Consider the following 25746-nt stretch of genomic DNA (forward strand, 5'->3'; position numbering starts at 1 on the left):
CACCTCGTGGCTTATCGTGGACGGCGTTTTTTGCAAAGTGGAACAAGACTCACTCCCGGGTCAGCAAACTCGAAAAATTGACGGTCTCATTATTTGCGGTTTCGAATTTTTCTATGCGTTAAAAACCGTGGTTTTTTATCGTTATTTAACGCCTTTATCTTATTGACTAACTGGTAATCTCAACTACGTAAAAAATCATCCAGGGGATCAGAATGTCGGCAATACAGGGGATTGAAGGGGTCATCAGCCAGCTACAGACCACGGCGATGTCAGCAAAAATGCAGGATTTGCAGCCACAACCGACCGTGAGTTTTGCCGGTCAACTGCATGCAGCGTTAGACAGGATCAGCGATGTGCAAACCGCATCCCGTGTGCAGGCTGAGAAATTTACCCTCGGTGAACCGGGTATTGCGCTGAATGATGTGATGACCGATATGCAAAAAGCGTCGGTATCGATGCAGATGGGTATTCAGGTGCGTAACAAACTGGTGTCGGCGTATCAGGAAGTGATGTCGATGCAGGTGTAGGGACTGCGTGCAGAGAATGTTTGCCGGATAAGCGCAGCGCCATCCGGCAACGAGTTATTTCTGAATCAAATAGCGGATCGTTGGGCCATCCTGCTGAATATCCAGCACCGTATAACCGTGATTACGCGCATCCAGTGGAATATTGTTGATTGACTGCGGGCAATCGCTCACCACTTCCAGAATTTCACCTTTCTTCAATTGCGGCATCGCTTCCAGCGTGGCTACAGCCGGGTACGGGCACGGTTCGCCGACCATATCGAGGCGATAATCAGGCACGATATTTTTCATACAGACTCCTTGGCAGGCGTCAGCCCTGCGCGACGGAAGAAACGTTTTTCCCAGCCAATAATCAGCATCAGCGCGGCAAATAACAGCAGATAGGTCACCAGCAGACCACCGAGCGGGCCGAAGGTGTTGAGCAGATTCACTTTGTCCCAGTTGGTGGCAAGCGCGGGAGCAAAATCATCCCAGTAGTAAGCCAGAATGGTCGAGCCAATTACGTTGCCCAGACCAACCCACCAGTAATGTACCTGACCTTCAACGGCGCGGTACATCCAGCCGGTTTCACACCCGCCCGCTAAAACAATACCGAAGCCGAAAAGCAAGCCGCCGATCACCGCATTTGGACCCGCCCACATGATTTTAGGCTCAACGCCCAGTTGCACGTAGCTAAAGATACCGATGGCGCTGACCGCCATCCCGAAGATGATCGCTTTTGCCATATGGGTACGACCGGAAATCCACAGGTCGCGGAAGGCGGAGGTGAAGCAGATCTGCGCCCGTTCAATCAGCAGACCAAACCCAACGCCAAACAGCATCGCCAGACCGAGCTTGGGTTTATCCATTGCGGTGAGTAGCGCCCAGCCGATCATGGCGATAAACACCAGCATGCCGAGGCGAAAACGGCGACGGGCCTGGTCCGGTTTTTGCGTCAACGGTGAAGCGGCGGAGACTTTCTGCATTTTGACCGGAATACGGAACATCGGCAGCAGGGTAAAGCGTGCGCCAAACCACGAGCCAATAGCCGTTGCCAGCGCGAAAAACCAGGCGTGTAGCGAGAACTGCGGAATGCCGGTGAAGAATGCGGCCAGGTTACAGCCCATTGCCAGTCGGGCACCGAAACCGGCGATCATCCCGCCGACTATCGCCTGCATAATGCGCACCCGACTGCGCGGCATGCGTAATTTGACGTTGTTTGCCCACAGCGCGGCAGCAAAACAGCCACCGAACATACCGAGGATCATCATCCCGTCAATGCGGGTCAGGGGCGAGCCTTCGAGATGGATCAGTTTGTAGTAACCCCACTCTTCGGCATGCACGCCAAAAAGTTGCAGGATTTGACCACCCCAGCGAGTGAATTCGCCGGTCACGGCCCAGAAGGTTCCCGTAATGCCGAAATAATAAGTAGAGAGAATACCCGCTGCGATGACCGCAGGGGCGGGGGCCCAAAATTTAATTAACCAGGCCTGTTTGAAGTGTTGCCATGACATGCGTTTTGCCTCTGAACTCAGAAGGTATGTAACAAGAAGTGTGGATACTACACCGATCAGAATTTTTGACTATGAGTAATAAGAGGTAATACCGTCTGGATCAATCTTTCTCAACGCAGCCGAAAGGCTGGCGGCATCAGGCCTTTAATGCCACAATCCCATTTTCTTCGCATGCAGGATGAATGATGAAAAAATTAGCAATCGTTGGTGTATTTCTGGCGCTTACCGGATGCGCCGAAGTAGAAAATTATAACGACGTGGTGAAAACGCCAGCGCCAGCCGGTCTGGAAGGATACTGGCAGTCAAAAGGTCCGCAACGCAGCCTGGTCAGCCCGGAAGCGATTGCCAGCCTGGTGGTAACAAAAGAGGGCGATACGCTGGATTGTCGCCAGTGGCAGCGGGTCATTGCCCTGCCGGGGAAACTGACGATGATTTCAGGCGATCTCACCAACGTGACGGTGAAACGCGAGCTGTATGAGATTGAGCGGGAAGGCAATACGCTGGAATATGACGGTATGACGCTGCAGCGGGTCGACCGCCCGACGCAGGAATGTGCTGACGCGTTAAAGAAAACGCCGCTGGCCACGCCACTGCCATAAGTTATACGCCCCGGTAGCCAACGGCCACCGGGGTTAAGTTTTACAACACGTCCTCAATTACCCACACGCTGACGCTACCGCCGTTACAGAAAAACGTTGCTTCACCGTTTTCATCGGTGACCACGCTTTCTTCGCGATTTCCCAGATAATCACGCCAGGTTTTATTGCCATAATTCGCGCCGAGATTGATGGTCTTTTCGCCATCATCGCCGTTAGACAGGACCACCACACAGCCGGGATCTTCATCCGTTCCGCTGCGGCTAAAAGCGATACAGTTAGGATGATCGAAAAAGAGCGTCTGTACCCCGTGCGCGAAGCGTTGGCGCGCGAGGATCAGTTCATCAAGCTGCTCGATGATCGGCATGTCGATAGGATAGGTTTCGCCATCTCCGCCAGTGTCTTCGTAATGCGCTCCGTAGAGGTCAGGATAAAACACCGACGGCACGCCGTTTTCTCGTAACAGGATCAACGCATAGGCCAGCGGCTTAAACCACGGCTCGACAGGGGCTTCGAGCGCCTGTAAGGGCTGAGTGTCGTGGTTGGCTACCAGAGTTACGGCATGAAAGGGATCGGCCTCCACTAACGTGTCGGTGAAAATCTGGCTCATGTCGTAATCACGACCCTGACGGGAGGCCTCGTGGAATTTCATCTGCAAAGGGGCATCGAACAACATGGTTTTCCCCTCCACCTGATTAATGTAGGTTTGTAGCTTATCGACCTCGTGGGACCAGTATTCCGCGACGATAAACAGGGGCCTGGGAGCGACTTCCTGTACGTGCTCGATCCACTCTTTATAAAACCATGCCGGAATATGTTTCACGGCATCTAAGCGAAAACCGTCGCACTGGGTTTGCTCCATCACCCAGCGAGCCCAGTATTTGATCTCCTCGGTAACCGCGTGATTACGGAAATCGATGTTCTCTCCCATCAGATAATCAAAATTACCCAACTCATCATCAACCTGATCGTTCCAGCCTTCCCCGGTGTAGTCGTTAACGATTTTAAAAATGCCGTCTTCGGTTGGATTTTCGATATGGTCAATGCCGCTGAAACATTTAAAGTCCCAAATGAATTGCGAGTACTGGCCTGCGCGGGCAGGGAAGGTGTAACGCGTCCAGCCTTCGCATTCGACTACCTCATCATCTATTTGCGTGCGATCGTCGGCGTTAACCCGCTGAACGCGGATATTCTCTTTCTCATCCGCGCCCATTTTGTGGTTGACCACCACGTCGAGCAGTACGGCAATATCATTGTGTTTTAGCGCGTCTATCGCCGCCAGCAGCTGGTTTTTATCGCCGTATTTGGTGGCGACGGTTCCCTTTTGGTCGAATTCGCCCAGATCAAACAGATCGTAGGAGTCGTAGCCAACGGAGTAGCCGCCGGATGCGCCTTTATAGGCGGGAGGTAACCACACCATATTGATGCCGATGTCATTGAGTCCGCCTGCGCGTTCGGCAAGTTCGGGCCAGAGTTGACCGCCCTCAGGGTAATACCAGTGAAAATACTGCAATAACGTGGGATTTTTCATCTTCCGTGCTCCAGAAGTCGTTTGGCCGACCTCTGGAGTATGGAAGATAATTCAGACGAGACGGGAAATTATTGTGGGGCAGTGGGGGCGTCGGGGACTAACAGCATGCCGGAAAGACGACCATAGGCGTTATTCAGCGTCTTTTGGCGCGTCGACTGACCGATGAGATTGCTGAGTTCATCCAGGCGCTGCTGCAACAATGTTTTGAGCAGTTGTTCGTTATCCAGCGTCTGTTTAATGTACCCGGCCACTAAGTCCTGAATACTTCGCGTAATGCCTGGTGGAGTTTGCTCTTCCATGACCACTTCAATACTTTGCAGATAGGTAACTTCCTGTTCCAGTAAAAGGTCCCACTCACCACGCTGCGCCAGTTCCAGCAGCGAGTGACTGAGTAGCGCGATGCGCTGCCAACGGTTGATAAACTCCACGGCTGAGGTCATTAACGAGACTCCTGGGACGACGCGTTCGGTGAGATCTGTTTCCAGGCATCCGCAATGTTGCCGAGTAACCCTTCGACTTCTTCAATGGCTTGACAATCATTATTCAGATTAGCGTGCAGTAAGCGGCGAACCATATAGTCATACAATGAAGAGAGATGGGTGGCGAGTTCTCCCCCTTTTTCGTGGTCCAGGCCGGCTTTCAGGCCATTATCAATAATATTGATGGCTTTACTTAACGCTTCACCTTTGGCGACGATATCACCCTGCTGCATAAACAGGCGAGCGCGCACCAGGGCGCTGTTCGCACCATCAAACAACATTTCAATCAGCTGATGTGGATTGGCGCTCATTACGGCGCTTTCCACGCTGACCTGTGCATAGGCTTTGGTACCGCTCGCGGTATACATGCTTACCTCGTGTTATCAGGAATTATTCATCGCTGAAAATTGTTGGCCCAGATAGGTACTGGTGCTGTTCAGCTTACTCATCATGGAATCCAGTTGGGTAAACTGAGCTTTATAACGAGCAACGACTTCATCAATACTGTTGCTGACAGTCAGATACTGTTTAGTCAGCAGCTTCAGGTTGGCGTTAATATTGTCTTGCGCATTATCGATAATGCCGTCATCGGCCAGATAGCTTTTTACTTCGGTGGCAATCTTAGTGGTAATACCGGTCTCTTTGCCGTCACCCACCAACAGTTCACGGGTCGCTGCCGTGTTATCTTTCAGTGCCTTAGCCAGTTTTTCTTCATCAATTTTTAACTTGCCAGTGCCGCCATCCTGAGTAATGCCAATCTCAGACATGGTTTTAAACGGGGACTCGCTGCCGCTGTTAGCAAATGGCGCACGAATGCCGTTTTGAATGGTACGGAGAACACTGTCGCCCAGTAACGCGCCGTTATCGGCGCTGGCCGCTTCACCCGGTTCAACTTCTTTATATTTCGTCAGCGTGCCAAAGGTATCCACCAGTGAGTTATAGGCTTCTACCCAGGCCTTGATCGCCGTGGTGGCTTTTTCATCACTTTTTGTTACCGTGATAGACGCATCTTTTACTTCTTTGGTCAGCTGGAGCGTGATGCCCTGCGGAGCGTCAGTTACAGTATTGCTTTGACGTTCAATATCAATGCCGTTGACCGTCAATTGCGCATTTTGCGCCCCGACCAGCTGTTTCATTTTCCCGCTGCCGGCTTTGCTGTCATAGGACAGTAAATCGCTCAGTTTTGCGTCGTTGGACACCGAGATGGTCATTTCACTTTCAGTGCCGCTTTCTGCGGTTAACACCAACTGGTAGTCGTCTTCTTTAACCTTCACCAGACTTGCGGAAATACCGCTGTCGGCATCATTTATGGCATCGCGAATATCTTCCAGTGAGGTTTCGCCTTTGCCTAATTTGATTTCCAGTGGCTCTTTACGGCCCGGTTGCGAAATCGTAATCGTACGTTCATCGACGCTGGTATCGCCCAACTGTTCTTTAGTCGAGGTAATTTTCGCCGTAGTCGATAATGACTGTGCCTGCGCCAGTTGAGTGACGCTGACGGTGTATTTCCCTGGAGCAGCGCCCGCGGTGGTGCTGACTTTTAAATCTTCTGTGCTGCTGGTAGCAGTGGTGCTTTTAAACAGATCGGCATTGTTCAGTGCGGTATTCGCAGTCTGAAATTTTTCTAATGCACTTTTTAGCGTGCCATACGCGGTCAGACGCGAGGTGTTAGCGCTCTGCTGCTGGGTAATTGGCGTTAAACGCTTTTTCTCAGCAGTGGTTAAGTTTGTCAGCAATGTATCCAGCGGTAAGTTCGAACCAACGCCCAGTGATGTAAATGAAGGCATGCCTAATTCCTTGTGATTGCAAACAGTAGTTAACCGCTTTATCGGCAATCTGCGCGCAAAGTTTAATAATAGTTTTGCAAAAATAATGCGCGGAATAGTGGTGCATATAGAGGGTATTTCAGCGGCTAAGAAAAAAAACGACGGAAAGTAAAAATTTTCTAAAGTTCGAAATTAAGGTGCCGATACAAGGGTTACGGTGAGAAACCGTGGGCAACAGCCCAATAACATCAAGTTGTAATTGATAAGGAAAAGATCATGGCACAAGTCATCAATACAAACAGCCTGTCGCTGTTGACCCAGAATAACCTGAACAAATCTCAGTCTTCCCTGAGCTCCGCTATCGAGCGTCTGTCCTCTGGTCTGCGTATCAACAGCGCGAAAGATGATGCTGCTGGTCAGGCGATTGCTAACCGCTTCACCTCTAACATCAAAGGTCTGACTCAGGCGTCCCGTAACGCCAACGATGGTATCTCCATCGCGCAGACCACTGAAGGTTCTCTGTCTGAAATCAACAACAACCTGCAGCGTGTTCGTGAGCTGGCGGTTCAGTCCTCTACTGGTACCAACTCCCAGTCTGACCTCGACTCTATCCAGGCTGAAATCACTCAGCGTCTGAACGAAATCGACCGCGTATCCGGTCAGACCCAGTTCAACGGCGTGAAAGTGCTGGCGAAAGACAACACCCTGACCATCCAGGTCGGTGCCAACGATGGCGAAACCATCGATATCAACCTGAAAGAAATCAACTCCAAAACTCTGGGTCTGGACAGCCTGAGCGTTCAGGATGCTTATAAGACTGTTGCAACAGCGGTGCCGGGTGATGGTACTTATGCTGATGGTGCGGATACCTTTGCGGCAATTAGCGCTGCTGATATTGATACCGCTGTCGGCGGTACTGGTGCTACAGGTGCAGCAACTGTAGAGTTCAAGGACGGTAACTACTACGTTAACGTAACTGGCGCTTCTACCGGTAATGGCCTGTATAAAGCTACAGTTGCTGGTACTGCCGTTACTATTGGTGCAAAAGAAACCACGCTGACCAAAGCTGATACTACTACTGTTACTAAGAATCAGGTTGAAAATAATAAGCCTGTTACTACTACAGCCGCTGCTGCATTGGCTGGCGCTGGTGTTACCGGTGCAACTGCTGCCAACACCACCCTGGTTAAAATGTCTTTTGAAGACAAAAACGGCAAAGCTATTGATGGCGGGTATGCACTGGAAAACAACGGCAAATACTACGCTGCTGACTACGATGCAAAAACCGGTACAATCACGGCTAAAACTGTTGATTACACTGATGACAAAGGCGTGGGCCAGAAAGCCGCTGTCCAATTCGGTGGCGTGAACGGCAAAACTGAAGTGGCAACTGTTGCTGGCAAACAGTACCTGGCCTCCAGTGTGAAAGGTCATGATTTCAAATCAGGTGCAGCGCTGAATGAAGTCGCTACTGCGAAAACTGAAGGCCCACTGGCGAAAATCGACGCGGCGCTGGCTCAGGTTGCTGACCTGCGTTCTGACCTGGGTGCGGTACAGAACCGTTTCAACTCTACCATCACCAACCTGGGTAACACCGTAAACAACCTGTCTGAAGCACGTAGCCGTATCGAAGATGCTGACTACGCGACCGAAGTGTCCAACATGTCTCGTGCAAACATTCTGCAACAGGCAGGTACTTCTGTACTGGCACAGGCTAACCAGACCACGCAGAACGTTCTGTCTCTGCTGCGTTAATTTACGCTTACTGCGCAAACCCCGCTCCGGCGGGGTTTTTTATAATTAGCTTTACCCGTAACCCCTAAATAACCCCCCATTTCACCCACTATTCACCCGATTAAAACCCCTGCAGAAACGGATAATCATGCCGATAACTCATTTAACGCAGGGCTGTTTATCGTGAATTCACTGTATACCGCTGAAGGTGTAATGGATAAACACTCGCTGTGGCAGCGTTATGTACCGTTGGTGCGTCACGAAGCATTGCGCCTTCAGGTGCGTTTGCCGGCGAGCGTAGAACTGGATGACCTGCTACAAGCGGGCGGCATCGGGTTATTGAATGCAGTTGACCGATATGACGCTTTGCAAGGAACGGCATTTACCACTTACGCAGTGCAGCGTATTCGTGGAGCGATGCTGGACGAACTACGTAGCCGGGACTGGGTACCGCGTAGCGTTCGGCGCAATGCTCGCGAAGTGGCACAGGCGATGGGACAACTGGAGCAGGAATTAGGGCGTAACGCGACGGAAACCGAAGTGGCGGAGCGTCTGGCTATTCCTGTGCAAGAGTATCGTCAGATGTTGCTTGATACCAATAACAGCCAGCTCTTCTCTTATGACGAGTGGCGGGAAGAGCATGGCGATAGTATTGAGCTGGTGACGGAAGAACATCAGCAGGAAAACCCGTTACAACAGCTACTTGAGGGTAACCTCCGCCAGCGCGTGATGGACGCGATCGAGGCGTTGCCGGAGCGCGAAAAGCTGGTGTTAACGCTGTACTACCAGGAAGAGCTGAATCTGAAAGAGATTGGCGCGGTACTGGAAGTCGGGGAATCACGGGTCAGCCAGTTGCACAGTCAGGCCATCAAACGTCTACGCACCAAGCTGGGTAAGCTATAGGGGTACATTATTACCCCTGAACAATGCCGCATTACGAATTGACTACCAGGAGTTCTCATGACGGTGCAGCAATCAAAAAGACGGCCTCTAAGCCGCTACCTCAAAGATTTCAAACACAGCCAGACGCATTGCGCCCATTGCTTTAAGCTGCTCGACCGGATCACGTTGGTTCGCCGCGGGCAAATTGTGAATAAAATCGCCATCGCCCGACTGGACACTTTGCTGAATGAAGCTGAGTGGGAACAGGAAAAAAAAGAGTGGGTGGCACTATGTCGTTTTTGCGGTGATTTGCACTGCAAAGAGCAGAGCGACTTTTTTGACATTATTGGCTTCAAACAATTTTTATTCGAGCAGACAGAAATGAGCCACGGCACGGTACGCGAATACGTTGTCCGCCTGCGCCGCCTCGGAAATCATCTGACCGAACAAAATATCTCTCACGACCTGCTGCAGGAAGGGTTCCTCGACGAAAACCTTGCCCCGTGGCTGCCGGAAACCAGCACCAACAATTACCGCATCGCCTTGCGTAAGTATGAGCAGTTCAAAGCCCATACCCATATGGGACATATGCAGAAATCCTCCTGGACAGCCAGTTCTGATATATATTAAAAACGAATAAGGTGTAACAGAGTGATGTTTGTGGATCACGACAAGCGCTCTACACTACGCTCATATACACGTCATCCTTCAAGTTGCTTCTGTGTTGGTTGCGCTCATTCACCCCAGTCACTTACTTTAGTAAGCTCCTGGGGACTTACTCGCTTGCCGCCTTGATGCAACTAGAATGATTTTGTGTATAAATAGCAGTCACTAATGACAATATTCGGGGTAACTATGAAATTAGCACTTCTGGGACGTCAGGCTCTGATGGGTGTAATGGCTGTTGCACTTGTCGCCGGAATGAGCGTAAAGACTTATGCGGATGAAGGTCTGTTAAATAAAGTTAAAGAGCGCGGCACGCTGCTGGTGGGCCTGGAAGGGACCTATCCCCCGTTTAGTTTTCAGGGCGATGACGGCAAGCTGACCGGTTTTGAAGTGGAATTTGCCGAGGAGCTGGCTAAACATCTGGGTGTGAAAGCCTCGCTCAAGCCGACCAAATGGGACGGTATGCTGGCCTCTCTTGATTCCAAACGCATTGACGTGGTCATCAACCAGGTGACCATCTCTGACGAACGGAAGAAAAAATACGATTTCTCTACCCCGTATACTGTGTCTGGTATTCAGGCGCTGGTGAAGAAAGGCAATGAAGGCGTTATTAAGACTGCCGCCGATCTGAAAGGTAAAAAAGTCGGCGTTGGTCTGGGTACCAACTATGAAGAGTGGCTGCGTCAGAACGTGCAGGGCGTGGATATTCGTACCTATGATGATGATCCGACCAAATACCAGGATCTGCGCGTAGGCCGTATCGATGCCATTCTGGTTGACCGCCTGGCCGCACTGGACCTGGTGAAAAAAACCAAGGATACGCTGGCCGTTACCGGTGAAGCATTCTCCCGCCAGGAGTCCGGCGTGGCGCTGCGCAAAGGCAATGAAGATCTGCTGAAAGCGGTTGATGCTGCCATTGCCGAAATGCAAAAAGACGGTACGCTGAAAGCGCTGTCTGAAAAATGGTTTGGAGCGGATGTGACGAAATAATCGTCATCCGATGAAAAAAGGCGCCTTTAACAGCGCCTTTTTTTATTTCATTGCGCCTGAACGTGCATAATAAAAAGAACATCACAACAACGAATACCGGAGGCTGTATGCCGCTGCATAACTTAACGCGCTTTCCACGTCTGGAATTTATTGGCGCGCCAACACCGCTCGAATATCTTCCACGTTTCTCTGACTACCTCGGGCGCGATATTTTCATCAAACGCGATGACGTCACGCCGATGGCCATGGGCGGCAATAAGCTGCGTAAGCTGGAATTTCTCGCCGCAGACGCGCTGCGTGAAGGCGCTGATACGCTGATAACCGCCGGTGCGATTCAGTCTAACCACGTTCGCCAGACGGCGGCGGTAGCGGCTAAGCTCGGTCTGCACTGTGTGGCGCTGCTGGAAAATCCGATTGGCACCACTGCGGAAAACTATCTCACCAATGGCAACCGTCTGCTGCTGGATCTGTTTAATACGCAAATTGAAATGTGCGATGCGCTGACCGATCCGAATGCACAACTGCAGGAGTTGGCGACGCGTATTGAAGCGCAAGGGTTCCGCCCGTATGTGATCCCGGTTGGGGGCTCTAACGCGCTGGGCGCACTGGGTTATGTGGAAAGTGCGCTGGAAATAGCCCAACAGTGTGAAGGCGCTGTCGCGCTCTCTTCCGTAGTGGTTGCCTCGGGCAGTGCGGGAACGCATGCCGGACTGGCCGTCGGTCTGGAACAATTGATGCCAGACGTCGAACTTATCGGCGTGACTGTCTCGCGCAGCGTGGCGGATCAAAAACCCAAAGTTGTTACGCTGCAGCAGGATATTGCCCGAGAACTGGAACTGACGGCCTCCGCGGATATCCTGCTATGGGACGATTATTTTGCGCCGGGCTACGGTACGCCAAACGAAGAGGGCATGGAGGCGGTAAAACTGCTGGCACGGCTGGAAGGTATCTTGTTGGATCCGGTGTATACCGGCAAGGCGATGGCAGGTCTGATTGACGGCATCAGCCAGAAACGCTTCAAAGATGAAGGGCCAATTCTCTTTATTCATACTGGTGGGGCGCCTGCGCTGTTTGCCTACCACCCTCACGTGTAACGACCAGGTAGAAAAACGCTAATGCATGAAAGTATCCAACTGGTGATTGATTCTCTGCCGTACCTGCTCAAAGGTGCGGTTTTTACGCTGCAACTGAGTATCGGCGGGATGTTCTTTGGCCTCGTGCTGGGGTTTATCCTGGCGCTGATGCGTCTGTCGCCGCTGTTGCCTGTGCGCTGGCTGGCGCGCTTTTATATCTCAATCTTTCGCGGAACGCCGTTGATTGCCCAACTGTTCATGATCTATTACGGTCTGCCGCAGTTTGGTATTGAGCTGGATCCCATCCCGGCGGCGATGATTGGCTTGTCGCTTAATACAGCAGCCTACGCTGCGGAAACCCTGCGTGCGGCAATCTCTTCCATCGACAAAGGGCAGTGGGAGGCGGGCGCCAGTATTGGCATGACGAGATGGCAAACCATGCGCCGGGCGATCCTGCCGCAGGCCGCGCGGGTTGCGCTCCCGCCGCTGAGCAACAGCTTTATCAGCCTGGTGAAGGACACCTCTCTGGCTGCCACTATTCAGGTACCGGAACTGTTCCGCCAGGCGCAGCTGATTACCTCGCGTACTCTGGAAGTGTTCACAATGTATCTGGCGGCCTCGTTGATTTACTGGGTGATGGCGACGGTGCTTTCCGCACTGCAAAACTATTTTGAAGAACAACTGAACCGCCAGGAGAGAGAGCCGAAATGAGTGCTATCGAAGTCAGAAACCTGGTCAAAAAATTCCATGGGCAAACGGTGTTACATGGGATCGATCTCGACGTTAAACCCGGTGAGGTCGTGGCGATTATCGGGCCGAGCGGTTCCGGCAAAACCACGCTGTTGCGTAGCATTAATTTGCTGGAGCAACCGGAGGCGGGCACCATTAAAGTGGGTGAGATTACCATTGATACCGCACGTTCGTTAACTCAGCAAAAAGGCCTGATTCGTCAGTTGCGCCAGCACGTGGGGTTTGTGTTTCAGAACTTTAATTTGTTCCCACATCGTACGGTGCTGGAAAACATTATTGAAGGCCCGGTGATTGTTAAAGGCGAGCCGAAAGCCGAAGCGACAGCACGTGCGCGCGAACTGCTGGCGAAGGTTGGCCTGGCAGGTAAAGAAACCAGCTATCCGCGGCGCTTGTCCGGTGGGCAGCAGCAGCGCGTGGCTATTGCCCGGGCGCTGGCGATGCGACCCGAGGTTATTCTTTTTGATGAGCCGACTTCTGCGCTCGATCCTGAACTGGTTGGCGAGGTACTTAATACCATCCGTCAACTGGCGCAGGAAAAACGCACCATGGTGATTGTGACGCATGAAATGAGCTTTGCCCGCGATGTGGCCGACCGGGCGATATTTATGGATCAAGGCAGGATCGTGGAGCAGGGCCCCGCTAAATCCCTGTTCACGCATCCGCAACAGCCACGAACCCGTCAGTTTCTTGAAAAGTTTCTGATGCAATAAATTGTGCACACAGTACTCACCGATAATGTTTTTGGGTGAGTACTGCTCGCATAACTATTTATAAATATTGCTTTATTATCAACCCCCGATTCTGTTACTTCCTCTCGCCATTGAGTAACGCTCAAGTAATTGTTCCTTTGTCCGATAATTTGCATATATAAAATACATTTATGTGTTAGCTTGTTTCATATGTTTGGATGATTATCAATCTCAGGGGCAATACCACTTAGTATGCAGGATCATGATTTCTTCACCTGGCGACGGAGCATGCTGTTACGCTTTCAGGAAATGGCGACGGCAGAGGATGTCTATAATGAATTACAGCAACAGACGCAGCACTTAGAGTTCGATTTTTACGCGCTCTGTGTTCGTCATCCCGTACCTTTTACCCGGCCCAAAACATCACTTCACACGACGTATCCCAAAGCCTGGGTGGCGCATTATCAGTCCGAGAATTATTTCGCGATTGATCCGGTGCTGAAGCCTGAAAACTTCAGTCAGGGGCATTTACCCTGGAACGACACCTTATTTCGCGATGCGCAGCCCCTGTGGGATGCCGCGCGCAATCATGGTTTACGTAAAGGGATGACGCAATGCTTAATGTTACCTAATCGAGCGTTGGGATTTTTATCGGTGTCACGTGCAAGTATCCGCAATAGTCGCTTTGCGAATGATGAAGTGGAGCTCAGGATGCAGCTTTTGGTGCGGGAAAGTTTATCCGTTCTGACGCGACTGGAAGATGACATGGTCATGGCGCCAGAGATGCGCTTTAGCAAGCGGGAAAAAGAAATATTGAAATGGACCGCTGAGGGCAAAACATCTTCAGAAATAGCAATAATTCTCTCGATTTCTGAAAATACTGTTAACTTTCACCAGAAGAATATGCAAAAGAAATTCAATGCGCCAAACAAAACGCAGATTGCCTGTTACGCCGCTGCGACCGGGCTTATCTGAATAAATTATCGTTCTGAGTGTCAGACGCAGAACCGGCTGATAGCGATGCTTTCAGCCGGTTTCTTATTACTGGCGGTAGGCCTGTTTAATTTGCTTAACAGTGCTGGAAAATACCGCAGCCTGTGATTGATCTTCAATCTGTGCGATCTGTTTTTCCATTTTAAGAATCACGCGTCCTGCATCAGCTTGACCCATTGCCTGCAGCATCAGCGTTAACATGGCTTTCAGGCAGGTGACTTCATTGGCCAGTTCCTGGTTATTCTCAGCAGTGGAAAAGTCAGGCGTACTCATTTATTTTCCTCGTTATGTTTCAATGAAAAAGTGCGATGTGAAATCTTAAGGCGGCGGAGTATACCATAAGCGAGGCTAAAAATATCAGCGGTTGTTTTTTGCGCAAACAAAAGTGGGTGACATTAAAATAAACAACATGTTGCACTGCATATATTTTCTCCACTTGATGTTTATTTCGAGTATTTTCTTCGTTAATTATTGTTACAACTTTAACTGCCTGGTTCGCATTCAGCGAAGGAATATGATTTTTTTGTCACTATTATGAAACAGCTATGCAGATATAACTGTGGCCGAAGGTTGCCAGTACTGAATGTTTCCACCCGTCGTACAATCTAATTTCCAAAAACGAGAGCAAAATCGAAAGTCGGGCGTTTTTTACATTTCAAAGTTGAGATAAAACCCGTTAACATAGGACCGATTAACTATCGGTAGCGTTATCCCTATTCTGGAGATATTCCTTTGATCAACGTTTTTCTTGTTGATGACCACGAACTGGTGCGCGCAGGGATACGACGCATTCTTGAAGATATAAAAGGCATTAAAGTTGTCGGTGAGGCGTGCTGCGGTGAAGATGCGGTAAAATGGTGTCGCTCAAATTTCGTTGACGTCGTGCTGATGGACATGAATATGCCCGGTATTGGTGGCCTTGAGGCAACGCGTAAAATTGCGCGTTCAACGGCTGACATTAAAGTGATCATGCTGACGGTCCATACCGAAAACCCGTTGCCTGCAAAAGTCATGCAGGCAGGAGCTGCGGGCTATCTCAGTAAAGGGGCTGCGCCCCAGGAAGTTGTGAGTGCGATTCGTTCGGTTTTTTCCGGCCAACGATATATTGCCTCCGATATCGCTCAGCAAATGGCGCTCAGCCAGATTGAGCCTGAGAAAACGGAAACCCCGTTTGCCAGTTTGTCTGAACGTGAGTTGCAGATTATGCTGATGATCACCAAAGGTCAGAAGGTCAATGAGATCTCAGAACAGCTGAATCTTAGTCCTAAAACGGTGAACAGCTATCGCTATCGAATGTTCAGTAAATTAAACATTCACGGCGATGTTGAGCTGACTCATCTGGCAATTCGCCATGGCCTGTGTAATGCGGAGACATTAACAAGCCAGTGACCGATCAGTTTGATGCCAAAGCGTTCCTGAAAACCGTGACCAGTCAGCCCGGCGTGTATCGTATGTATGATATCGCCGGGACGGTCATCTACGTCGGGAAAGCGAAAGACCTGAAAAAAAGGCTTTCCAGCTACTTCCGTAGCAACCTCGCGTCGCGTAAGACCGAAGCGCTGGTCGCGCAAATACAGCAGATTGATGTCACGGTAACGCACACCGAAACCGAAGCGTTACTGCTTGAGCACAACTACATCAAGCTGTATCAGCCGCGCTATAACGTTTTGCTGCGCGATGATAAATCCTATCCTTTTATTTTCCTTAGCGGCGATACCCATCCTCGCCTGGCGATGCATCGTGGGGCTAAGCATGCCAAAGGCGAGTACTTTGGACCGTTCCCTAACGGTTATGCTGTACGTGAGACGCTGGCGCTGCTGCAGAAAATCTTCCCTATTCGTCAGTGCGAAAACAGTGTTTATCGCAATCGCTCGCGTCCTTGTCTGCAATATCAGATTGGTCGCTGCCTCGGTCCGTGTGTCGCGGGTCTGGTGAGTGAAGAAGAGTATGCGCAGCAGGTTGATTACGTTCGGCTGTTCCTGTCCGGGAAAGACGATCAGGTATTAACGCAACTGATCGCCCGGATGGAAAAGGCCAGCCAAAATCTCGAATTTGAAGAGGCTGCCCGCATTCGTGATCAAATTCAGGCCGTACGCCGCGTGACTGAAAAACAGTTTGTCTCAAATACCGGAGACGATCTGGACGTCATCGGCGTGGCGTTTGACGCTGGCATGGCCTGTGTGCACGTTCTGTTCATTCGCCAGGGGAAAGTGTTAGGCAGTCGCAGCTATTTCCCGAAAGTACCGAGTGGAACAGAACTCGGCGAGGTCGTCGAAACCTTTGTCGGACAGTTCTATTTGCAGGGAAGCCAGATGCGCACCTTCCCCGGTGAGATCCTGCTCGATTTTAATCTTAGCGATAAAACCCTGCTGGCGGATTCTTTGTCTGAGCTGGCCGGGCGGAAGGTTAACGTTCAGACGAAACCGCGAGGCGATCGCGCTCGTTATCTGAAGCTGGCGCGAACCAACGCGGCGGTGGCGTTAACCACGAAGCTTTCCCAGCAGTCGACCATTACCCAACGTCTGACGGCGCTGGCATCGGTACTTAAGCTACCGGCAGTAAAACGCATGGAATGTTTTGATATCAGCCACACGATGGGCGAGCAGACGGTAGCCTCATGCGTGGTATTCGATGCCAATGGCCCGCTGCGTGCAGAATATCGCCGCTATAACATCACCGGCATTACGCCGGGTGACGATTATGCTGCCATGAATCAGGTTCTGCGTCGGCGTTACGGTAAGGCGATTGAAGAAAGTAAGATTCCGGACGTCATATTGATCGACGGCGGTAAGGGTCAGTTAGGGCAGGCGAAAGCCGTTTTTGCTGAGCTGGATGTTCCCTGGGACAAACAGCACCCACTCTTGCTAGGGGTGGCAAAAGGGGCCGATCGTAAAGCAGGACTGGAAACGCTGTTCTTTGAGCCGGAAGGTGAGGGCTTTAGCCTGCCGCCTGATTCGCCTGCATTGCACGTTATCCAGCATATCCGCGATGAATCTCACGATCATGCGATTAGCGGGCACCGTAAAAAACGGGCGAAGGTGAAAAGTACCAGTACGCTTGAGACCATTGAAGGCGTTGGTCCAAAGCGTCGGCAGATGTTGTTGAAATATATGGGCGGTTTGCAAGGTCTTCGTAACGCGAGTATCGAAGAAATTGCAAAAGTGCCGGGTATTTCGCAAGCTCTGGCAGAAAAGATCTTCTACTCGTTGAAACATTAGGCCCTCTGTAGCAACATAGGGGTAATTTCACTGACAACAGATAGTTATCCGTCATATGCAATTTAATATCCCTACGTTGCTCACGCTGTTTCGCGTCATCCTGATCCCATTCTTTGTATTGGCTTTTTATCTGCCATTCACCTGGGCTCCCTTCGTTTGTGCGCTGATCTTCTGTATTGCGGCGGTCACCGACTGGTTTGACGGTTTTCTGGCACGTCGCTGGAACCAAAGCACCCGTTTTGGTGCCTTCCTCGATCCGGTTGCTGATAAAGTGCTGGTGGCTATCGCGATGGTGTTGGTGACCGAACACTATCACAGCTGGTGGGTGACGCTGCCTGCCGCCACGATGATTGCGCGTGAAATAATTATCTCTGCGCTGCGTGAATGGATGGCCGAGCTGGGTAAACGCAGCAGTGTGGCTGTGTCCTGGATCGGTAAAGTGAAAACCACTTCGCAAATGGCCGCGCTCGCATGGTTGCTGTGGCGTCCAAATATCTGGGTAGAGTACGCCGGGATCGCACTTTTCTTCGTCGCCGCGATACTGACTTTGTGGTCAATGTTCCAGTATTTGAGCGCTGCATGGGGAGATTTGCTTGAACAGTGATCGTTTCGGCGCAAATTTCAGCAAACGATCGTCAGTGGTGAAAAATATCGTTGACTCATTGCGTCAGGTAAGTAGAATGCAACGCATCGAACGGCAGCACTGATTGCCAGACGATAACAAAATCAAGTGATTAACAAACTTACTTGGTGATGCGGGAATAGCTCAGTTGGTAGAGCACGACCTTGCCAAGGTCGGGGTCGCGAGTTCGAGTCTCGTTTCCCGCTCCAAATTAAAGACATCGGCAATAGCGGATGTCGGCTGTAAAGCCAGAAGATTTCGGCGCGTTAGCAAAGCGGTTATGTAGCGGATTGCAAATCCGTCTAGTCCGGTTCGACTCCGGAACGCGCCTCCAATTTCTTCCCGAGCCCGGATGGTGGAATCGGTAGACACAAGGGATTTAAAATCCCTCGGCGTTCGCGCTGTGTGGGTTCAAGTCCCACTCCGGGTACCATGGGAAAGAACAGAATAATCAAAGCAATAAGCAGTGTCGTGAAACCACCTACGGGTGGTTTTTTTGTTTTTGTACTCAATGTTCACCATTGTTTCGCCATTCAGCTTCGCCATAAAAAGAGGGCATTACTGCCCCCCAACGACCGGAACAACAGATATTTTGCGGTTATATCTTGCTGTCTGCGAAGCATTTTTGTGGCCTGATATTTCTTGTTTCTCATGCAGCGTTCCTTCCAGATCAGATATCCCCTTAGCTTTCAGATCATGGAACGTGAAGTTAAATTCGAGCTCAGGAAATTTTTCAGCGGCTAACTTTTTCGCTTTCATCCACTGAGCATTAAATGCATCTCGGGTGTAACGAGAACCTGACTGCTGGTGGAGCACGTACAGGCTCACCATGCCGTTGTTTAACGGAAGGGACTCTGCCAGGGTGATCGCATTCGATAGGCGCACAGTCCAAGCCTTAATCTGGCTCACGGCCGTCTTGCTTTGCTGAATTAGAATACCTTCATCAAGTATCTGACTCTTTTTTAGATCAAGAATGTCACCCTGACGTGCGCAACATAAATAGGCTAACTCCATGGCAATCTTCACCGGTACTGACGAAACGCTAAATAGTGCTTCATATTCTTTGTCCGTGACGTAACGGGTGCGTGCCTGTTCCTTAAATTGCTTCACACCTTGGCATGGATTCATCTTCACTTTGCCACGTTCATATGCCCACCTAAACACCCTCGACATAAACGCTTTCTCTCGGTTTGCCTGAACTCTGCTCTTAACACCTCGCTTATCCATATATTTTCTGATGTGCTCTGGCTTGATGTTATCCGGCTTCATTTTCCCGAAGACAACATTTACCTTTGAACCGTATTTTCTGTAGTCTTTGCGTGTTTCAGTTGCTAACTCGTGGAAATCGCCGGAATTAAAGAACTCTTCACAAAGTGCGTTGAAGTTCGAACCAACCTTTAAATCGTTTATGAAGTTTTCGTAAGCTGCCCATACCTGCGATTTTGTTAGATCAGGATTGCACAACCTGACGGTACGACCATCTGTTGTACGAAATTCATAAGCAGATTTTCCCCGACGAACGCGGGGAGGCATCCAGTTATCATCGGGGTTTTTGCGAGCTCTAGACATTACATATCCTTAAAGTTTGGTTCTTCTTCTTCTGGATTACTCACTATCAACTTAAGGCCAACCGGGTTTGATACATGATCCCATGTTGTTCCTGGTCTGCCGTCCTTACGTGGGATAAAAAATACCCCACTATCCCTCAGAGCTTTACACTGGAGGGAAGGGCGACGATAACCAGTTAATTGATAGAGGTCATCTGGGGTAAGAAAACGTTGGATTTGTCCGCTCATACATAGTTCTCCACTTAAACCGGCTGCACCCGGTTACTTCATTCTGTAAGCACACGATGAACACCCGTGACGGGTTCCATCGTTGCAATTGCGACATAATGGACTTTCTTTCGAACCCTTCCCATTTAGCTGATGAAGTATCTCTACTGGCACCATTACCGGCATTGGTATACGAATCACCATGCTTTTGAGTTCAGCAATTTCGTTTGCCTGTTCGAACACTCTCGCCTTACAGTATTCAGCTTCAGATCTCCACCATGCCACATCCGATTTAAGGCGACGCAAGCGCCGCTGTTTAAGTTTGCTGGGCATGAATATTCACCTTGATAGCGAACACCTTAACCGGTTCTGGCCCGAAGTGAGGATGAGTAATCACCTTGATTTCGTAGCCGTCATACGGGATATCGATACGCCTACTCATATCATCACGCTTTGGGTATCCGCGGGTGATAATAAGGCGATCAAATCGTCGCGGTAGCTTTTGGTTGTGACCATGCGATAGCCTGCGACACCAGTATTTATTCACCAGGCGATACTCTTCCGTCTTCTCGCCTGACTTCATCTGATCGAAGTATTCACCGTTAACTGCGAGTTGAAGGTTAGCCATGTTTCACCTCCTGCTGAGGTTCTGCTGGCAGTGGCATCCAGTGAGTTGGTTTGCAATAAACGCCACCACCATTAGGAAGCGATGCAAACCTAAACCATCCCTCTGTTTCATGTCGTTCCATGTAGCCAACCATCTGCTCTTTCTTATCAGCGCAGTAACCTGCACATCAACATCGCGTTCCGGCATCCGCTCGCTTACCGGAATCCAACCATCCGGAGTTACCGGAGAGTTGCCAGCCTGAAGCATGGCGGCGCGGAAGGCGTCTTCGTTATCGCCAAATATAGCTGCTTCCAGCACATCGATAGCCTGCGAAGGCGAATGAGTGTATTTATCAAATGACAGCCCTTTGATGCGCTGAGCAAGTTTGAATAATCGCTTTTCCTGTGCGTGATACAACTCGCTCAGGTGACGATATTAATCCGGCACTACCGGCGCTGGCGGGGCGGTGTAGAGTGGAGCGATATTTCTTTCAAGGTCGGTTATTACGCTCCAGACCGGAATGGATTCAACTCCACGCTTAGCCATATCGCGATAACTGTCCGCGTAGGCCAGTACAGGGTTTCGTTGTGACGCAGCGCCAAATACAGCAATAGCCCCATCAATCACCTTCACAGCATCAGCCATTGCGTATCCGAGATTACCGCCGTCGCTTTGTGCTGCTGCTTTGCTGAGTATTTCGCGTATCTGGTGCAGGCGCTCGAGTGATACAGGACCTTGCGCCGGGTGGTTGTTAGTTGTCATGCTGACGCTCCTTCTTGATATTTTTCAAACCAGAACACAACCGGCTTTTCGACAACTTCAACCAGGCCAAATCGTTCAGCAGTGCGGAAGTTGACGCTATATGCGCGAGCACGTTCTGCCTGCCGCGTAATTTCTTCCCGGAATAAGTCCACGCTGAATGTGGCTTTAAACAGGTTGCACGGTGCGCAAGCCGGGAAAAGATTTTCGATAGCATCATTCTCAGGTCGCCAAAATTCCCCGGTTGCAACAGCACGCCGGGTTCCATTGGACTGACGTTCGCCAAATTCCCACTTCCGCAATGCAGCCTCAACATGGTCAGCATGCCAGCCTTTCTCTGGTAGTTCGCATCCACAATAAGCACAGCGACCGCCAAACTTCATGCGTAGCTCTGCGCGTTGTTTTTTCGTCAGCGCCATCTCACTCCCCCTTCACGCCAATGCCGGCGGCGGCAATCGCAGCCTGATATTTGAAATGTGCCTCCGTTCGGTCGCAATCATCTGGCAGGTATGGCAGCGTCACCTCACGCGCCTCCAGTTCGGCTATGCGCTGTCGTAATGCTTTGATATCGCGATCAGCATTAGCCAGTAACCGATTTTCAAAGTTATGCTCTGCTATGCGCTTCTCTGCGGCTTCCAGCTTCTGGCACAGCTCGCAGTTAACCTCCTGGAACTTCAGACGCAAACGCCCTGACTCTTCCAGCTCATCCAGCAGCGCCAGCACCGTGGCAGGGTTGGCAGCGGCGATGAACTCTCCGTTCCGGTCCGTCTGATCCCGGGTGAAGTCTCCACTATCGACATAAACGATTGAGCCCTGGTCTTCGACCAGCGAGTCAACGTTATATTCAATGCTCGTGTTTCCCGGGTAGTATTCCCAGCGTCCCGGCGTCGCTTTCTCTGCCGCTTCACGCAGCGCCTGTTTGTTGAGTGCTGTCATTGGGGTCTCCATCCTTCGCATGAGTAGTCGCGGCAACCATCAAAATCATATGGGTTGTACTGCCAACTGATTTTTCCGCAGTGCGGGCAATTCCAGCGAACCTTTCCGCTTCGCGCCTTTTTCCTGCGGTTTTGTTTTTTCAACCATTCAGGCATAACCAGCCCTGCCGCATGCACCATGGTGCGGCGATTAAATTCATTGATGCTGAATGTGCGGCGCTTAGCCTTGTCAGCCAAGGCAAAAGGAATCCAGACAATTCCAGGCTCCGCTTTGTTAGCGGAAACAAAAATGAATGCCTTACTGAAGTCATCTGTTGGAAGTCCGCCATGTTGCAGCCAGTACACATCGTTGCCGTTCCAGCTTCCTTTTTTGTAGGCCACGTAGGACTCGCATCCGGGTTCAATAACACTATCAGCAGGAATGTACTGGCAGTCGACATGCCAGGTAGCCAAGGAATCAACGCTGTCTGCGCAAACTGGCTGATCAATCTCTCTACCTAAATCCCAGCTGTGTTGTGCCTCTTCGCGGGTATACACGTGAGCGCGGTCGATGTTTGAGCTATACCCGTTGCCGTTGTGGCAGTGGAATGACGCGTTGCTCCCGACAGTTTCTCGTGTACACAGCATGTAGAATCGGTTGCTCATAGCGCGGCTCCTTTGCGAAGTTGGGCGGCAAACTCATCAACCGCATCCGATAGCGAACGGTAATAAGCTTTAGCCTCGACAAATACGGAATTTTCCTCACCGCAAAACTTCAAGAATCCTTCCACACCCTGCGCTCGCACTTCAGCCAGGAAAGCGTCTGTCGCTGGGGTTTTGACATCGCACATGAACTCAAGCGCATCGTTCCCATCAAGATTGCAGAACTCCCATGCAGACGAATAGAATTCAATACCAGGCCAGGTTGCGAGCTTATTCATTTTGTCATTCAGCGTTACATTCTCCGCCGCCAGCTCCCTGCACTTGCTCTCGGCGTTAGCGAGCTGTACTGCCATGTCTGTGAGTTTTGCCCGCAATCCATCCTCACAATTATGTGAACCGCTCATACCGCGCCGCCATGAAAAACCGCAGTCGCAATAAAAAACATTATTTTTTTCGGTAATCATGATGTTTCTCCATGACGCTGAGCGGCGATAGCTTTGTGCTCGTCGATAATTTCTACGACTTCTGCATGTACCAATCCTTCGAGAGCGATAACACCTGTGTCGCTTATACCCACCAGACTGATCAGCTCTACAAGGCGACGCGCTTTCTTAATGCTAATTTCGGGCGCTATAACGCTGCGGGTGACTTTTTTCTTGCCTTTGGCAGCAGCAGAAGCTTTATCCTTCTGGAGAACCTCACCGGCCTTTTCGCCGAACTCTTTTACGCGGTCAACTGCCACATCTACGGACACGGCCCCGGATTTAACTTCATTCTGAACGTCGTGGTTAGCAGTGCTGAGAAGCAGGAGTTTTTCTACTGTCGGTAAAGACTTGTTGACCAGCTTTGCAATCTCGCTGGTGGTCTGGTTGAAAGCGTTATGAAGTTCCTGAATAACAGCAGCCTGTTCAATATCGGAAAGGGGAAGTTGGTTATTACTGGTCATGATGCGAGCCAGACGCTGCACATCGTTACCGTTAAACGGCATGATATGAATGCGGTCTACTGGCTTACCTGCTTCAGCACAACGTGCGTAGCAACGACGGCGGCGGTGGCCTTCAACAACCCACACACCGCCTTCATCACGTGCGATAACCTCCAGCGGAGGAACGGTGCCACCGTTCATCAGATAGTTAAACAGATCGTCATCTGCCTGGCGGGTGCGTTCGTCGTCTTCACGCTTGTTGAAACCTTGACGCACGTGGATATGGTCAAGGCTGATAAACATCCCGGTATCGGTGCGCTTGATGGTCCCGTCACGGGACATCTGTTTGAATGAGTTAGCGGCCATCACTTAGCCCTTTCATTCATCACAACATTTGTTACCGGAGTTAAATCACGCAGTTCGCGCTGGGCTTCCAGAAGGTGCATGTTGCTGCGTGTTTTTGTGTGTCTTTCAACAATGCGATCGCATTCTTTTGCCCAGCAGATAACATCGTCGCGTAAAACGGTGTTCTCGATGGCAAGAGCTTTACGCTGCTCCATTGACTCGCACAGCGCGACACCCTGAACATCGTAGCGGTTCGCCAGTTCATTCATCAGCCATTGGGAAGCAGCTGGCAGGAGAGGGGCCGCTTTACGGGCAGCATCGATCAGTTGCTCTCTGGTCATACGTGGTTGTAACTCAGTGACGTTCTGTGTGGTCGTCATGGTTAGTTTCTCCGTGTTATATGCGCCCTGCACGGCGCTGAATTTTGGTTGCACGAATCCCTCGCCAAAAGGCGAATAAAAGTTTTAGGTTCGTTTCAGTAAATGCCCCATCAAGAGGCACTTAGTGAAACGGGCGACTGCAATCGCCGCTTAGTTTCTCCACTCAATTGAAAGCGCGTTCCGCTGGTTTTGGATTTAACGAACTGGCACTTAATGACAAGTGACAGAACGCGCTTTCAGTTGAGTAAAAAGGGCGGTACCAGGGACTTCAAAGGTTGGTACTGGTACCGCCAAGACTCCACACAGCTTTCTTACTTCCTGGTACCACGCTGGCTACGTGATTTGGTTTGTGGTGGCTGGCGCTGATCTCCAGCTCAGTGGCTCGGTGTTTCAATATCGTAACCGCCCGTTCCATCCGCGTTCGATCAGTCCCTATGCTCGCTTAGAACGTTTCGCCTGCTTATCTTTTCTCAACCGTTTGACGGTCAGCCCCGTCATTCACCACAACTGGAAGCGCACTCCACCTGTTTCACACCTGTCACCCATAACTGGTAAGTAAAGGAGTGCGCTTTCATGTTGTGTTCGTGGGGTCTACTTCCCTCCTGTCACGGTTCTTTCCCCGCGTCCGTCGCTCATTTCCGACTGTCAGCTTGCTTGATATGGCTCATTGGCTAAGCCTCTACATAATCAGTAGTAGTCACCGTTCCAGCTTCAGGGATTGGACATACCTCCGTCTCTCCGGCTGTCACCCTTGGCGTTTCATCCAGTTGCAGGCAGTAGCCACTTACCAGACGGACGTCACTCGAACTTCGTGTTGCGGGTTACACCTGTACTACGCGTCGAGTCCGCGCCCTGCAGTTAGCCTCTCATGCAGGGAAAGCTGTGTTAATGGCAGTAGGTTGCCAGCCGAGCAGCTAAGACACATTGAAGAGAGCACTAAATGATGCTTCTAAACAGCTATCGGTTGGGCATCACGTCCGCGTTGCGGGTCGATGTGCTTATTCACAGATAATGCTCTCATCGTTGTGTGCCGGTCTTTCCCGGCTGTCAGTTCTTTATTGCCATTTGAACTCATCGGCCTAACAAGTTTTTACGGCCTGTCATGTTTGCATAGTTGCCGCCGCTGTTCTCGGTGCTGGTACCGCCACTGTCCAGGACATTTATAAGGACCGTCTCCAAGTGGTAACTCTTCCAGTCCCGGTAAGAATCCTGCGAGATGCTTACCGGGACTGACTGAAACACCTGTCTCCTTGTAATTAACAATGTATCACTGCGGTGCATAATGAGTATCACCAATAGTGATTAATTGGTCAACACCTCTAGTGATAAAATTATCACTAAAAGTGTTAACTCCATGATTATTAAGGTGAAA

Annotated in this window: 32 protein-coding genes, 3 tRNA genes and 2 pseudogenes; 16 read left to right on the forward strand and 21 right to left on the reverse strand. The window is 50.6% G+C overall.

Annotation, left to right across the window (positions count from 1 at the left end; translation table 11 throughout):
• Window positions 1-212 precede the first annotated feature (212 nt).
• Window positions 213-527, forward strand: coding sequence for a flagellar hook-basal body complex protein FliE (gene fliE, locus OGW16_RS15170; protein WP_043016782.1), 315 nt, complete (start codon window positions 213-215; stop codon window positions 525-527).
• A 54-nt stretch (window positions 528-581) separates the two neighbouring features.
• Here fliE and yedF read toward each other — a convergent pair whose 3' ends face one another.
• The gene (yedF, locus tag OGW16_RS15175) at window positions 582-815 is read right to left on the reverse strand and encodes a sulfurtransferase-like selenium metabolism protein YedF (protein ID WP_000790504.1); all 234 of its coding nucleotides are present in this window, start codon (window positions 813-815) and stop codon (window positions 582-584) included.
• A complete protein-coding gene (gene yedE, locus OGW16_RS15180; RefSeq protein ID WP_370867271.1) occupies window positions 812-2038 on the reverse strand; it encodes a selenium metabolism membrane protein YedE/FdhT in 1227 nt (408 codons plus the stop codon). Before yedE ends, yedF begins: the two co-directional genes overlap by 4 nt.
• A gap of 164 nt (window positions 2039-2202) precedes the next feature.
• On the opposite strand from yedE, the gene yedD reads away from it, so the two are divergent.
• The gene (gene yedD, locus OGW16_RS15185) at window positions 2203-2616 is read left to right on the forward strand and encodes a lipoprotein YedD (RefSeq protein ID WP_043016780.1); all 414 of its coding nucleotides are present in this window, start codon (window positions 2203-2205) and stop codon (window positions 2614-2616) included.
• A 40-nt stretch (window positions 2617-2656) separates the two neighbouring features.
• On the opposite strand, the gene amyA is transcribed toward yedD, so the two are convergent.
• The 4 genes from amyA to fliD all read right to left on the reverse strand — a co-directional run bounded on the left by amyA (window position 2657) and on the right by fliD (window position 6410).
• On the reverse strand, window positions 2657-4144 hold the full coding sequence (amyA, locus tag OGW16_RS15190; RefSeq protein WP_043016779.1) for an alpha-amylase: 1488 nt from the start codon (window positions 4142-4144) through the stop codon (window positions 2657-2659).
• Window positions 4145-4212: 68 nt separating this feature from the next.
• Window positions 4213-4584: a flagella biosynthesis regulatory protein FliT gene (gene fliT / locus OGW16_RS15195; protein WP_003030458.1), complete on the reverse strand. Its 372-nt coding sequence runs from the start codon at window positions 4582-4584 to the stop codon at window positions 4213-4215.
• Entirely contained in the window at window positions 4584-4991 is a 408-nt protein-coding gene (gene fliS / locus OGW16_RS15200) for a flagellar export chaperone FliS (RefSeq protein WP_043016778.1), read from the reverse strand. The genes fliT and fliS overlap by 1 nt, the downstream gene beginning before the upstream one ends.
• Window positions 4992-5006: 15 nt before the next feature.
• Window positions 5007-6410 (reverse strand): flagellar filament capping protein FliD, encoded by a 1404-nt coding sequence (gene fliD, locus OGW16_RS15205; protein WP_043016777.1) that lies wholly within the window; start codon window positions 6408-6410, stop codon window positions 5007-5009.
• Between the two features lie 255 nt (window positions 6411-6665).
• On the opposite strand from fliD, the gene OGW16_RS15210 reads away from it, so the two are divergent.
• The 8 genes from OGW16_RS15210 to sdiA all read left to right on the forward strand — a co-directional run bounded on the left by OGW16_RS15210 (window position 6666) and on the right by sdiA (window position 14148).
• Entirely contained in the window at window positions 6666-8144 is a 1479-nt protein-coding gene (locus OGW16_RS15210; protein ID WP_043016776.1) for a FliC/FljB family flagellin, read from the forward strand.
• Between the two features lie 162 nt (window positions 8145-8306).
• On the forward strand, window positions 8307-9026 hold the full coding sequence (gene fliA / locus OGW16_RS15215; protein WP_016153479.1) for an RNA polymerase sigma factor FliA: 720 nt from the start codon (window positions 8307-8309) through the stop codon (window positions 9024-9026).
• A 57-nt stretch (window positions 9027-9083) separates the two neighbouring features.
• Window positions 9084-9635, forward strand: a complete 552-nt coding sequence (gene fliZ, locus OGW16_RS15220; RefSeq protein ID WP_016153478.1) for a flagella biosynthesis regulatory protein FliZ — start codon at window positions 9084-9086, stop codon at window positions 9633-9635.
• 225 nt (window positions 9636-9860) lie between these two features.
• Window positions 9861-10661: a cystine ABC transporter substrate-binding protein gene (tcyJ, locus tag OGW16_RS15225; RefSeq protein WP_043016773.1), complete on the forward strand. Its 801-nt coding sequence runs from the start codon at window positions 9861-9863 to the stop codon at window positions 10659-10661.
• 107 nt (window positions 10662-10768) lie between these two features.
• A complete protein-coding gene (gene dcyD / locus OGW16_RS15230; RefSeq protein WP_032943823.1) occupies window positions 10769-11755 on the forward strand; it encodes a D-cysteine desulfhydrase in 987 nt (328 codons plus the stop codon).
• 21 nt (window positions 11756-11776) lie between these two features.
• Window positions 11777-12445 (forward strand): cystine ABC transporter permease, encoded by a 669-nt coding sequence (gene tcyL, locus OGW16_RS15235; protein ID WP_003030474.1) that lies wholly within the window; start codon window positions 11777-11779, stop codon window positions 12443-12445.
• Entirely contained in the window at window positions 12442-13194 is a 753-nt protein-coding gene (gene tcyN / locus OGW16_RS15240; RefSeq protein WP_003030477.1) for an L-cystine ABC transporter ATP-binding protein TcyN, read from the forward strand. Before tcyL ends, tcyN begins: the two co-directional genes overlap by 4 nt.
• 231 nt (window positions 13195-13425) lie before the next feature.
• The gene (gene sdiA / locus OGW16_RS15245) at window positions 13426-14148 is read left to right on the forward strand and encodes a quorum-sensing transcriptional regulator SdiA (protein ID WP_043016771.1); all 723 of its coding nucleotides are present in this window, start codon (window positions 13426-13428) and stop codon (window positions 14146-14148) included.
• A 66-nt stretch (window positions 14149-14214) separates the two neighbouring features.
• Here the strand turns inward: sdiA and OGW16_RS15250 are convergent, their stop codons facing one another.
• The 3 genes and pseudogenes from OGW16_RS15250 to OGW16_RS26470 all read right to left on the reverse strand — a co-directional run.
• Window positions 14215-14439: a DUF2594 family protein gene (locus tag OGW16_RS15250; RefSeq protein WP_043016770.1), complete on the reverse strand. Its 225-nt coding sequence runs from the start codon at window positions 14437-14439 to the stop codon at window positions 14215-14217.
• Window positions 14436-14549, reverse strand: coding sequence for a hypothetical protein (locus OGW16_RS15255; protein ID WP_101706132.1), 114 nt, complete (start codon window positions 14547-14549; stop codon window positions 14436-14438). Before OGW16_RS15255 ends, OGW16_RS15250 begins: the two co-directional genes overlap by 4 nt.
• Window positions 14522-14602 (reverse strand): annotated as a pseudogene (locus tag OGW16_RS26470) (hypothetical protein); the annotation flags it as partial. The gene OGW16_RS15255 and the pseudogene OGW16_RS26470, both read right to left, overlap by 28 nt.
• A gap of 296 nt (window positions 14603-14898) precedes the next feature.
• Between OGW16_RS26470 and uvrY the strand changes: the two are divergent.
• From uvrY to OGW16_RS15285, 6 genes are all read left to right on the forward strand, one after another.
• A complete protein-coding gene (gene uvrY / locus OGW16_RS15260) occupies window positions 14899-15555 on the forward strand; it encodes a UvrY/SirA/GacA family response regulator transcription factor (RefSeq protein ID WP_286518578.1) in 657 nt (218 codons plus the stop codon).
• Window positions 15552-17384, forward strand: coding sequence for an excinuclease ABC subunit UvrC (uvrC, locus tag OGW16_RS15265; RefSeq protein WP_286518579.1), 1833 nt, complete (start codon window positions 15552-15554; stop codon window positions 17382-17384). Before uvrY ends, uvrC begins: the two co-directional genes overlap by 4 nt.
• A 55-nt stretch (window positions 17385-17439) precedes the next feature.
• Window positions 17440-17988: a CDP-diacylglycerol--glycerol-3-phosphate 3-phosphatidyltransferase gene (gene pgsA / locus OGW16_RS15270; RefSeq protein ID WP_043016768.1), complete on the forward strand. Its 549-nt coding sequence runs from the start codon at window positions 17440-17442 to the stop codon at window positions 17986-17988.
• A 151-nt stretch (window positions 17989-18139) separates the two neighbouring features.
• Window positions 18140-18215 (forward strand) — tRNA-Gly (locus OGW16_RS15275).
• 51 nt (window positions 18216-18266) lie between these two features.
• A tRNA-Cys gene (locus OGW16_RS15280) sits at window positions 18267-18340 on the forward strand.
• Window positions 18341-18352: 12 nt separating this feature from the next.
• Window positions 18353-18439, forward strand: a tRNA-Leu gene (locus OGW16_RS15285).
• Between the two features lie 125 nt (window positions 18440-18564).
• Here OGW16_RS15285 and OGW16_RS15290 read toward each other — a convergent pair.
• From OGW16_RS15290 to OGW16_RS15340, 12 genes and pseudogenes are all read right to left on the reverse strand, one after another.
• Window positions 18565-19575 carry a tyrosine-type recombinase/integrase gene (locus tag OGW16_RS15290; RefSeq protein WP_286518580.1) on the reverse strand — a complete coding sequence of 337 codons (1011 nt, stop codon included), beginning with the start codon at window positions 19573-19575 and terminating at the stop codon, window positions 18565-18567.
• Window positions 19575-19802: a DUF4224 domain-containing protein gene (locus tag OGW16_RS15295; protein ID WP_065944714.1), complete on the reverse strand. Its 228-nt coding sequence runs from the start codon at window positions 19800-19802 to the stop codon at window positions 19575-19577. The genes OGW16_RS15290 and OGW16_RS15295 overlap by 1 nt, the downstream gene beginning before the upstream one ends.
• Before the next feature lie 295 nt (window positions 19803-20097).
• Window positions 20098-20409, reverse strand: a complete 312-nt coding sequence (locus OGW16_RS15300) for an ASCH domain-containing protein (RefSeq protein WP_286518581.1) — start codon at window positions 20407-20409, stop codon at window positions 20098-20100.
• Complete coding sequence (locus OGW16_RS15305) at window positions 20402-20542, reverse strand: DUF551 domain-containing protein (RefSeq protein WP_353655706.1); 141 nt, start codon at window positions 20540-20542, stop codon at window positions 20402-20404. Before OGW16_RS15305 ends, OGW16_RS15300 begins: the two co-directional genes overlap by 8 nt.
• A 23-nt stretch (window positions 20543-20565) precedes the next feature.
• Window positions 20566-20655, reverse strand: a pseudogene (locus OGW16_RS26370) (DUF551 domain-containing protein); the annotation flags it as partial.
• A 168-nt stretch (window positions 20656-20823) separates the two neighbouring features.
• A complete protein-coding gene (locus tag OGW16_RS15310; protein ID WP_286518583.1) occupies window positions 20824-21150 on the reverse strand; it encodes a hypothetical protein in 327 nt (108 codons plus the stop codon).
• Window positions 21147-21566: an HNH endonuclease gene (locus OGW16_RS15315; RefSeq protein ID WP_079223876.1), complete on the reverse strand. Its 420-nt coding sequence runs from the start codon at window positions 21564-21566 to the stop codon at window positions 21147-21149. The genes OGW16_RS15310 and OGW16_RS15315 overlap by 4 nt, the downstream gene beginning before the upstream one ends.
• A gap of 1 nt (window position 21567) precedes the next feature.
• Window positions 21568-22083, reverse strand: coding sequence for an ead/Ea22-like family protein (locus tag OGW16_RS15320; protein WP_286518584.1), 516 nt, complete (start codon window positions 22081-22083; stop codon window positions 21568-21570).
• Window positions 22080-22727 (reverse strand): hypothetical protein, encoded by a 648-nt coding sequence (locus tag OGW16_RS15325; RefSeq protein ID WP_137398807.1) that lies wholly within the window; start codon window positions 22725-22727, stop codon window positions 22080-22082. The genes OGW16_RS15320 and OGW16_RS15325 overlap by 4 nt, the downstream gene beginning before the upstream one ends.
• Window positions 22724-23188, reverse strand: a complete 465-nt coding sequence (locus OGW16_RS15330; protein WP_286518585.1) for a hypothetical protein — start codon at window positions 23186-23188, stop codon at window positions 22724-22726. The genes OGW16_RS15325 and OGW16_RS15330 overlap by 4 nt, the downstream gene beginning before the upstream one ends.
• Window positions 23185-24015, reverse strand: a complete 831-nt coding sequence (locus OGW16_RS15335) for a ParB-like helix-turn-helix domain-containing protein (RefSeq protein WP_286518586.1) — start codon at window positions 24013-24015, stop codon at window positions 23185-23187. Before OGW16_RS15335 ends, OGW16_RS15330 begins: the two co-directional genes overlap by 4 nt.
• A complete protein-coding gene (locus OGW16_RS15340; RefSeq protein ID WP_286518587.1) occupies window positions 24015-24374 on the reverse strand; it encodes a hypothetical protein in 360 nt (119 codons plus the stop codon). The genes OGW16_RS15335 and OGW16_RS15340 overlap by 1 nt, the downstream gene beginning before the upstream one ends.
• Window positions 24375-25746: the final 1372 nt, after the last annotated feature.

This window comes from Citrobacter sp. Ce104 (genome assembly GCF_030334595.1).
Lineage (GTDB): Bacteria > Pseudomonadota > Gammaproteobacteria > Enterobacterales > Enterobacteriaceae > Citrobacter > Citrobacter europaeus.

What these genes read in the sequence shown, in the direction of transcription:
- tcyN (WP_003030477.1), top strand. Translation starts at nt 12,442, where the DNA reads ATGAGTGCTATCGAAGTCAGAAACCTGGTCAAAAAATTCCATGGGCAA.
- OGW16_RS15315 (WP_079223876.1), bottom strand. Translation starts at nt 21,566, where the DNA reads ATGGCGCTGACGAAAAAACAACGCGCAGAGCTACGCATGAAGTTTGGC.
- fliD (WP_043016777.1), bottom strand. Translation starts at nt 6,410, where the DNA reads ATGCCTTCATTTACATCACTGGGCGTTGGTTCGAACTTACCGCTGGAT.
- dcyD (WP_032943823.1), top strand. Translation starts at nt 10,769, where the DNA reads ATGCCGCTGCATAACTTAACGCGCTTTCCACGTCTGGAATTTATTGGC.
- yedD (WP_043016780.1), top strand. Translation starts at nt 2,203, where the DNA reads ATGAAAAAATTAGCAATCGTTGGTGTATTTCTGGCGCTTACCGGATGC.
- fliZ (WP_016153478.1), top strand. Translation starts at nt 9,084, where the DNA reads ATGACGGTGCAGCAATCAAAAAGACGGCCTCTAAGCCGCTACCTCAAA.
- OGW16_RS15250 (WP_043016770.1), bottom strand. Translation starts at nt 14,439, where the DNA reads ATGAGTACGCCTGACTTTTCCACTGCTGAGAATAACCAGGAACTGGCC.
- OGW16_RS15210 (WP_043016776.1), top strand. Translation starts at nt 6,666, where the DNA reads ATGGCACAAGTCATCAATACAAACAGCCTGTCGCTGTTGACCCAGAAT.
- OGW16_RS15305 (WP_353655706.1), bottom strand. Translation starts at nt 20,542, where the DNA reads ATGGTTGGCTACATGGAACGACATGAAACAGAGGGATGGTTTAGGTTT.
- fliT (WP_003030458.1), bottom strand. Translation starts at nt 4,584, where the DNA reads ATGACCTCAGCCGTGGAGTTTATCAACCGTTGGCAGCGCATCGCGCTA.
- OGW16_RS15340 (WP_286518587.1), bottom strand. Translation starts at nt 24,374, where the DNA reads ATGACGACCACACAGAACGTCACTGAGTTACAACCACGTATGACCAGA.
- OGW16_RS15310 (WP_286518583.1), bottom strand. Translation starts at nt 21,150, where the DNA reads ATGACAACTAACAACCACCCGGCGCAAGGTCCTGTATCACTCGAGCGC.
- OGW16_RS15290 (WP_286518580.1), bottom strand. Translation starts at nt 19,575, where the DNA reads ATGTCTAGAGCTCGCAAAAACCCCGATGATAACTGGATGCCTCCCCGC.
- OGW16_RS15320 (WP_286518584.1), bottom strand. Translation starts at nt 22,083, where the DNA reads ATGACAGCACTCAACAAACAGGCGCTGCGTGAAGCGGCAGAGAAAGCG.
- OGW16_RS15335 (WP_286518586.1), bottom strand. Translation starts at nt 24,015, where the DNA reads ATGGCCGCTAACTCATTCAAACAGATGTCCCGTGACGGGACCATCAAG.
- OGW16_RS15295 (WP_065944714.1), bottom strand. Translation starts at nt 19,802, where the DNA reads ATGAGCGGACAAATCCAACGTTTTCTTACCCCAGATGACCTCTATCAA.
- OGW16_RS15330 (WP_286518585.1), bottom strand. Translation starts at nt 23,188, where the DNA reads ATGATTACCGAAAAAAATAATGTTTTTTATTGCGACTGCGGTTTTTCA.
- sdiA (WP_043016771.1), top strand. Translation starts at nt 13,426, where the DNA reads ATGCAGGATCATGATTTCTTCACCTGGCGACGGAGCATGCTGTTACGC.
- tcyJ (WP_043016773.1), top strand. Translation starts at nt 9,861, where the DNA reads ATGAAATTAGCACTTCTGGGACGTCAGGCTCTGATGGGTGTAATGGCT.
- tcyL (WP_003030474.1), top strand. Translation starts at nt 11,777, where the DNA reads ATGCATGAAAGTATCCAACTGGTGATTGATTCTCTGCCGTACCTGCTC.
- OGW16_RS15300 (WP_286518581.1), bottom strand. Translation starts at nt 20,409, where the DNA reads ATGGCTAACCTTCAACTCGCAGTTAACGGTGAATACTTCGATCAGATG.
- pgsA (WP_043016768.1), top strand. Translation starts at nt 17,440, where the DNA reads ATGCAATTTAATATCCCTACGTTGCTCACGCTGTTTCGCGTCATCCTG.
- amyA (WP_043016779.1), bottom strand. Translation starts at nt 4,144, where the DNA reads ATGAAAAATCCCACGTTATTGCAGTATTTTCACTGGTATTACCCTGAG.
- fliE (WP_043016782.1), top strand. Translation starts at nt 213, where the DNA reads ATGTCGGCAATACAGGGGATTGAAGGGGTCATCAGCCAGCTACAGACC.
- fliS (WP_043016778.1), bottom strand. Translation starts at nt 4,991, where the DNA reads ATGTATACCGCGAGCGGTACCAAAGCCTATGCACAGGTCAGCGTGGAA.
- yedF (WP_000790504.1), bottom strand. Translation starts at nt 815, where the DNA reads ATGAAAAATATCGTGCCTGATTATCGCCTCGATATGGTCGGCGAACCG.
- OGW16_RS15325 (WP_137398807.1), bottom strand. Translation starts at nt 22,727, where the DNA reads ATGAGCAACCGATTCTACATGCTGTGTACACGAGAAACTGTCGGGAGC.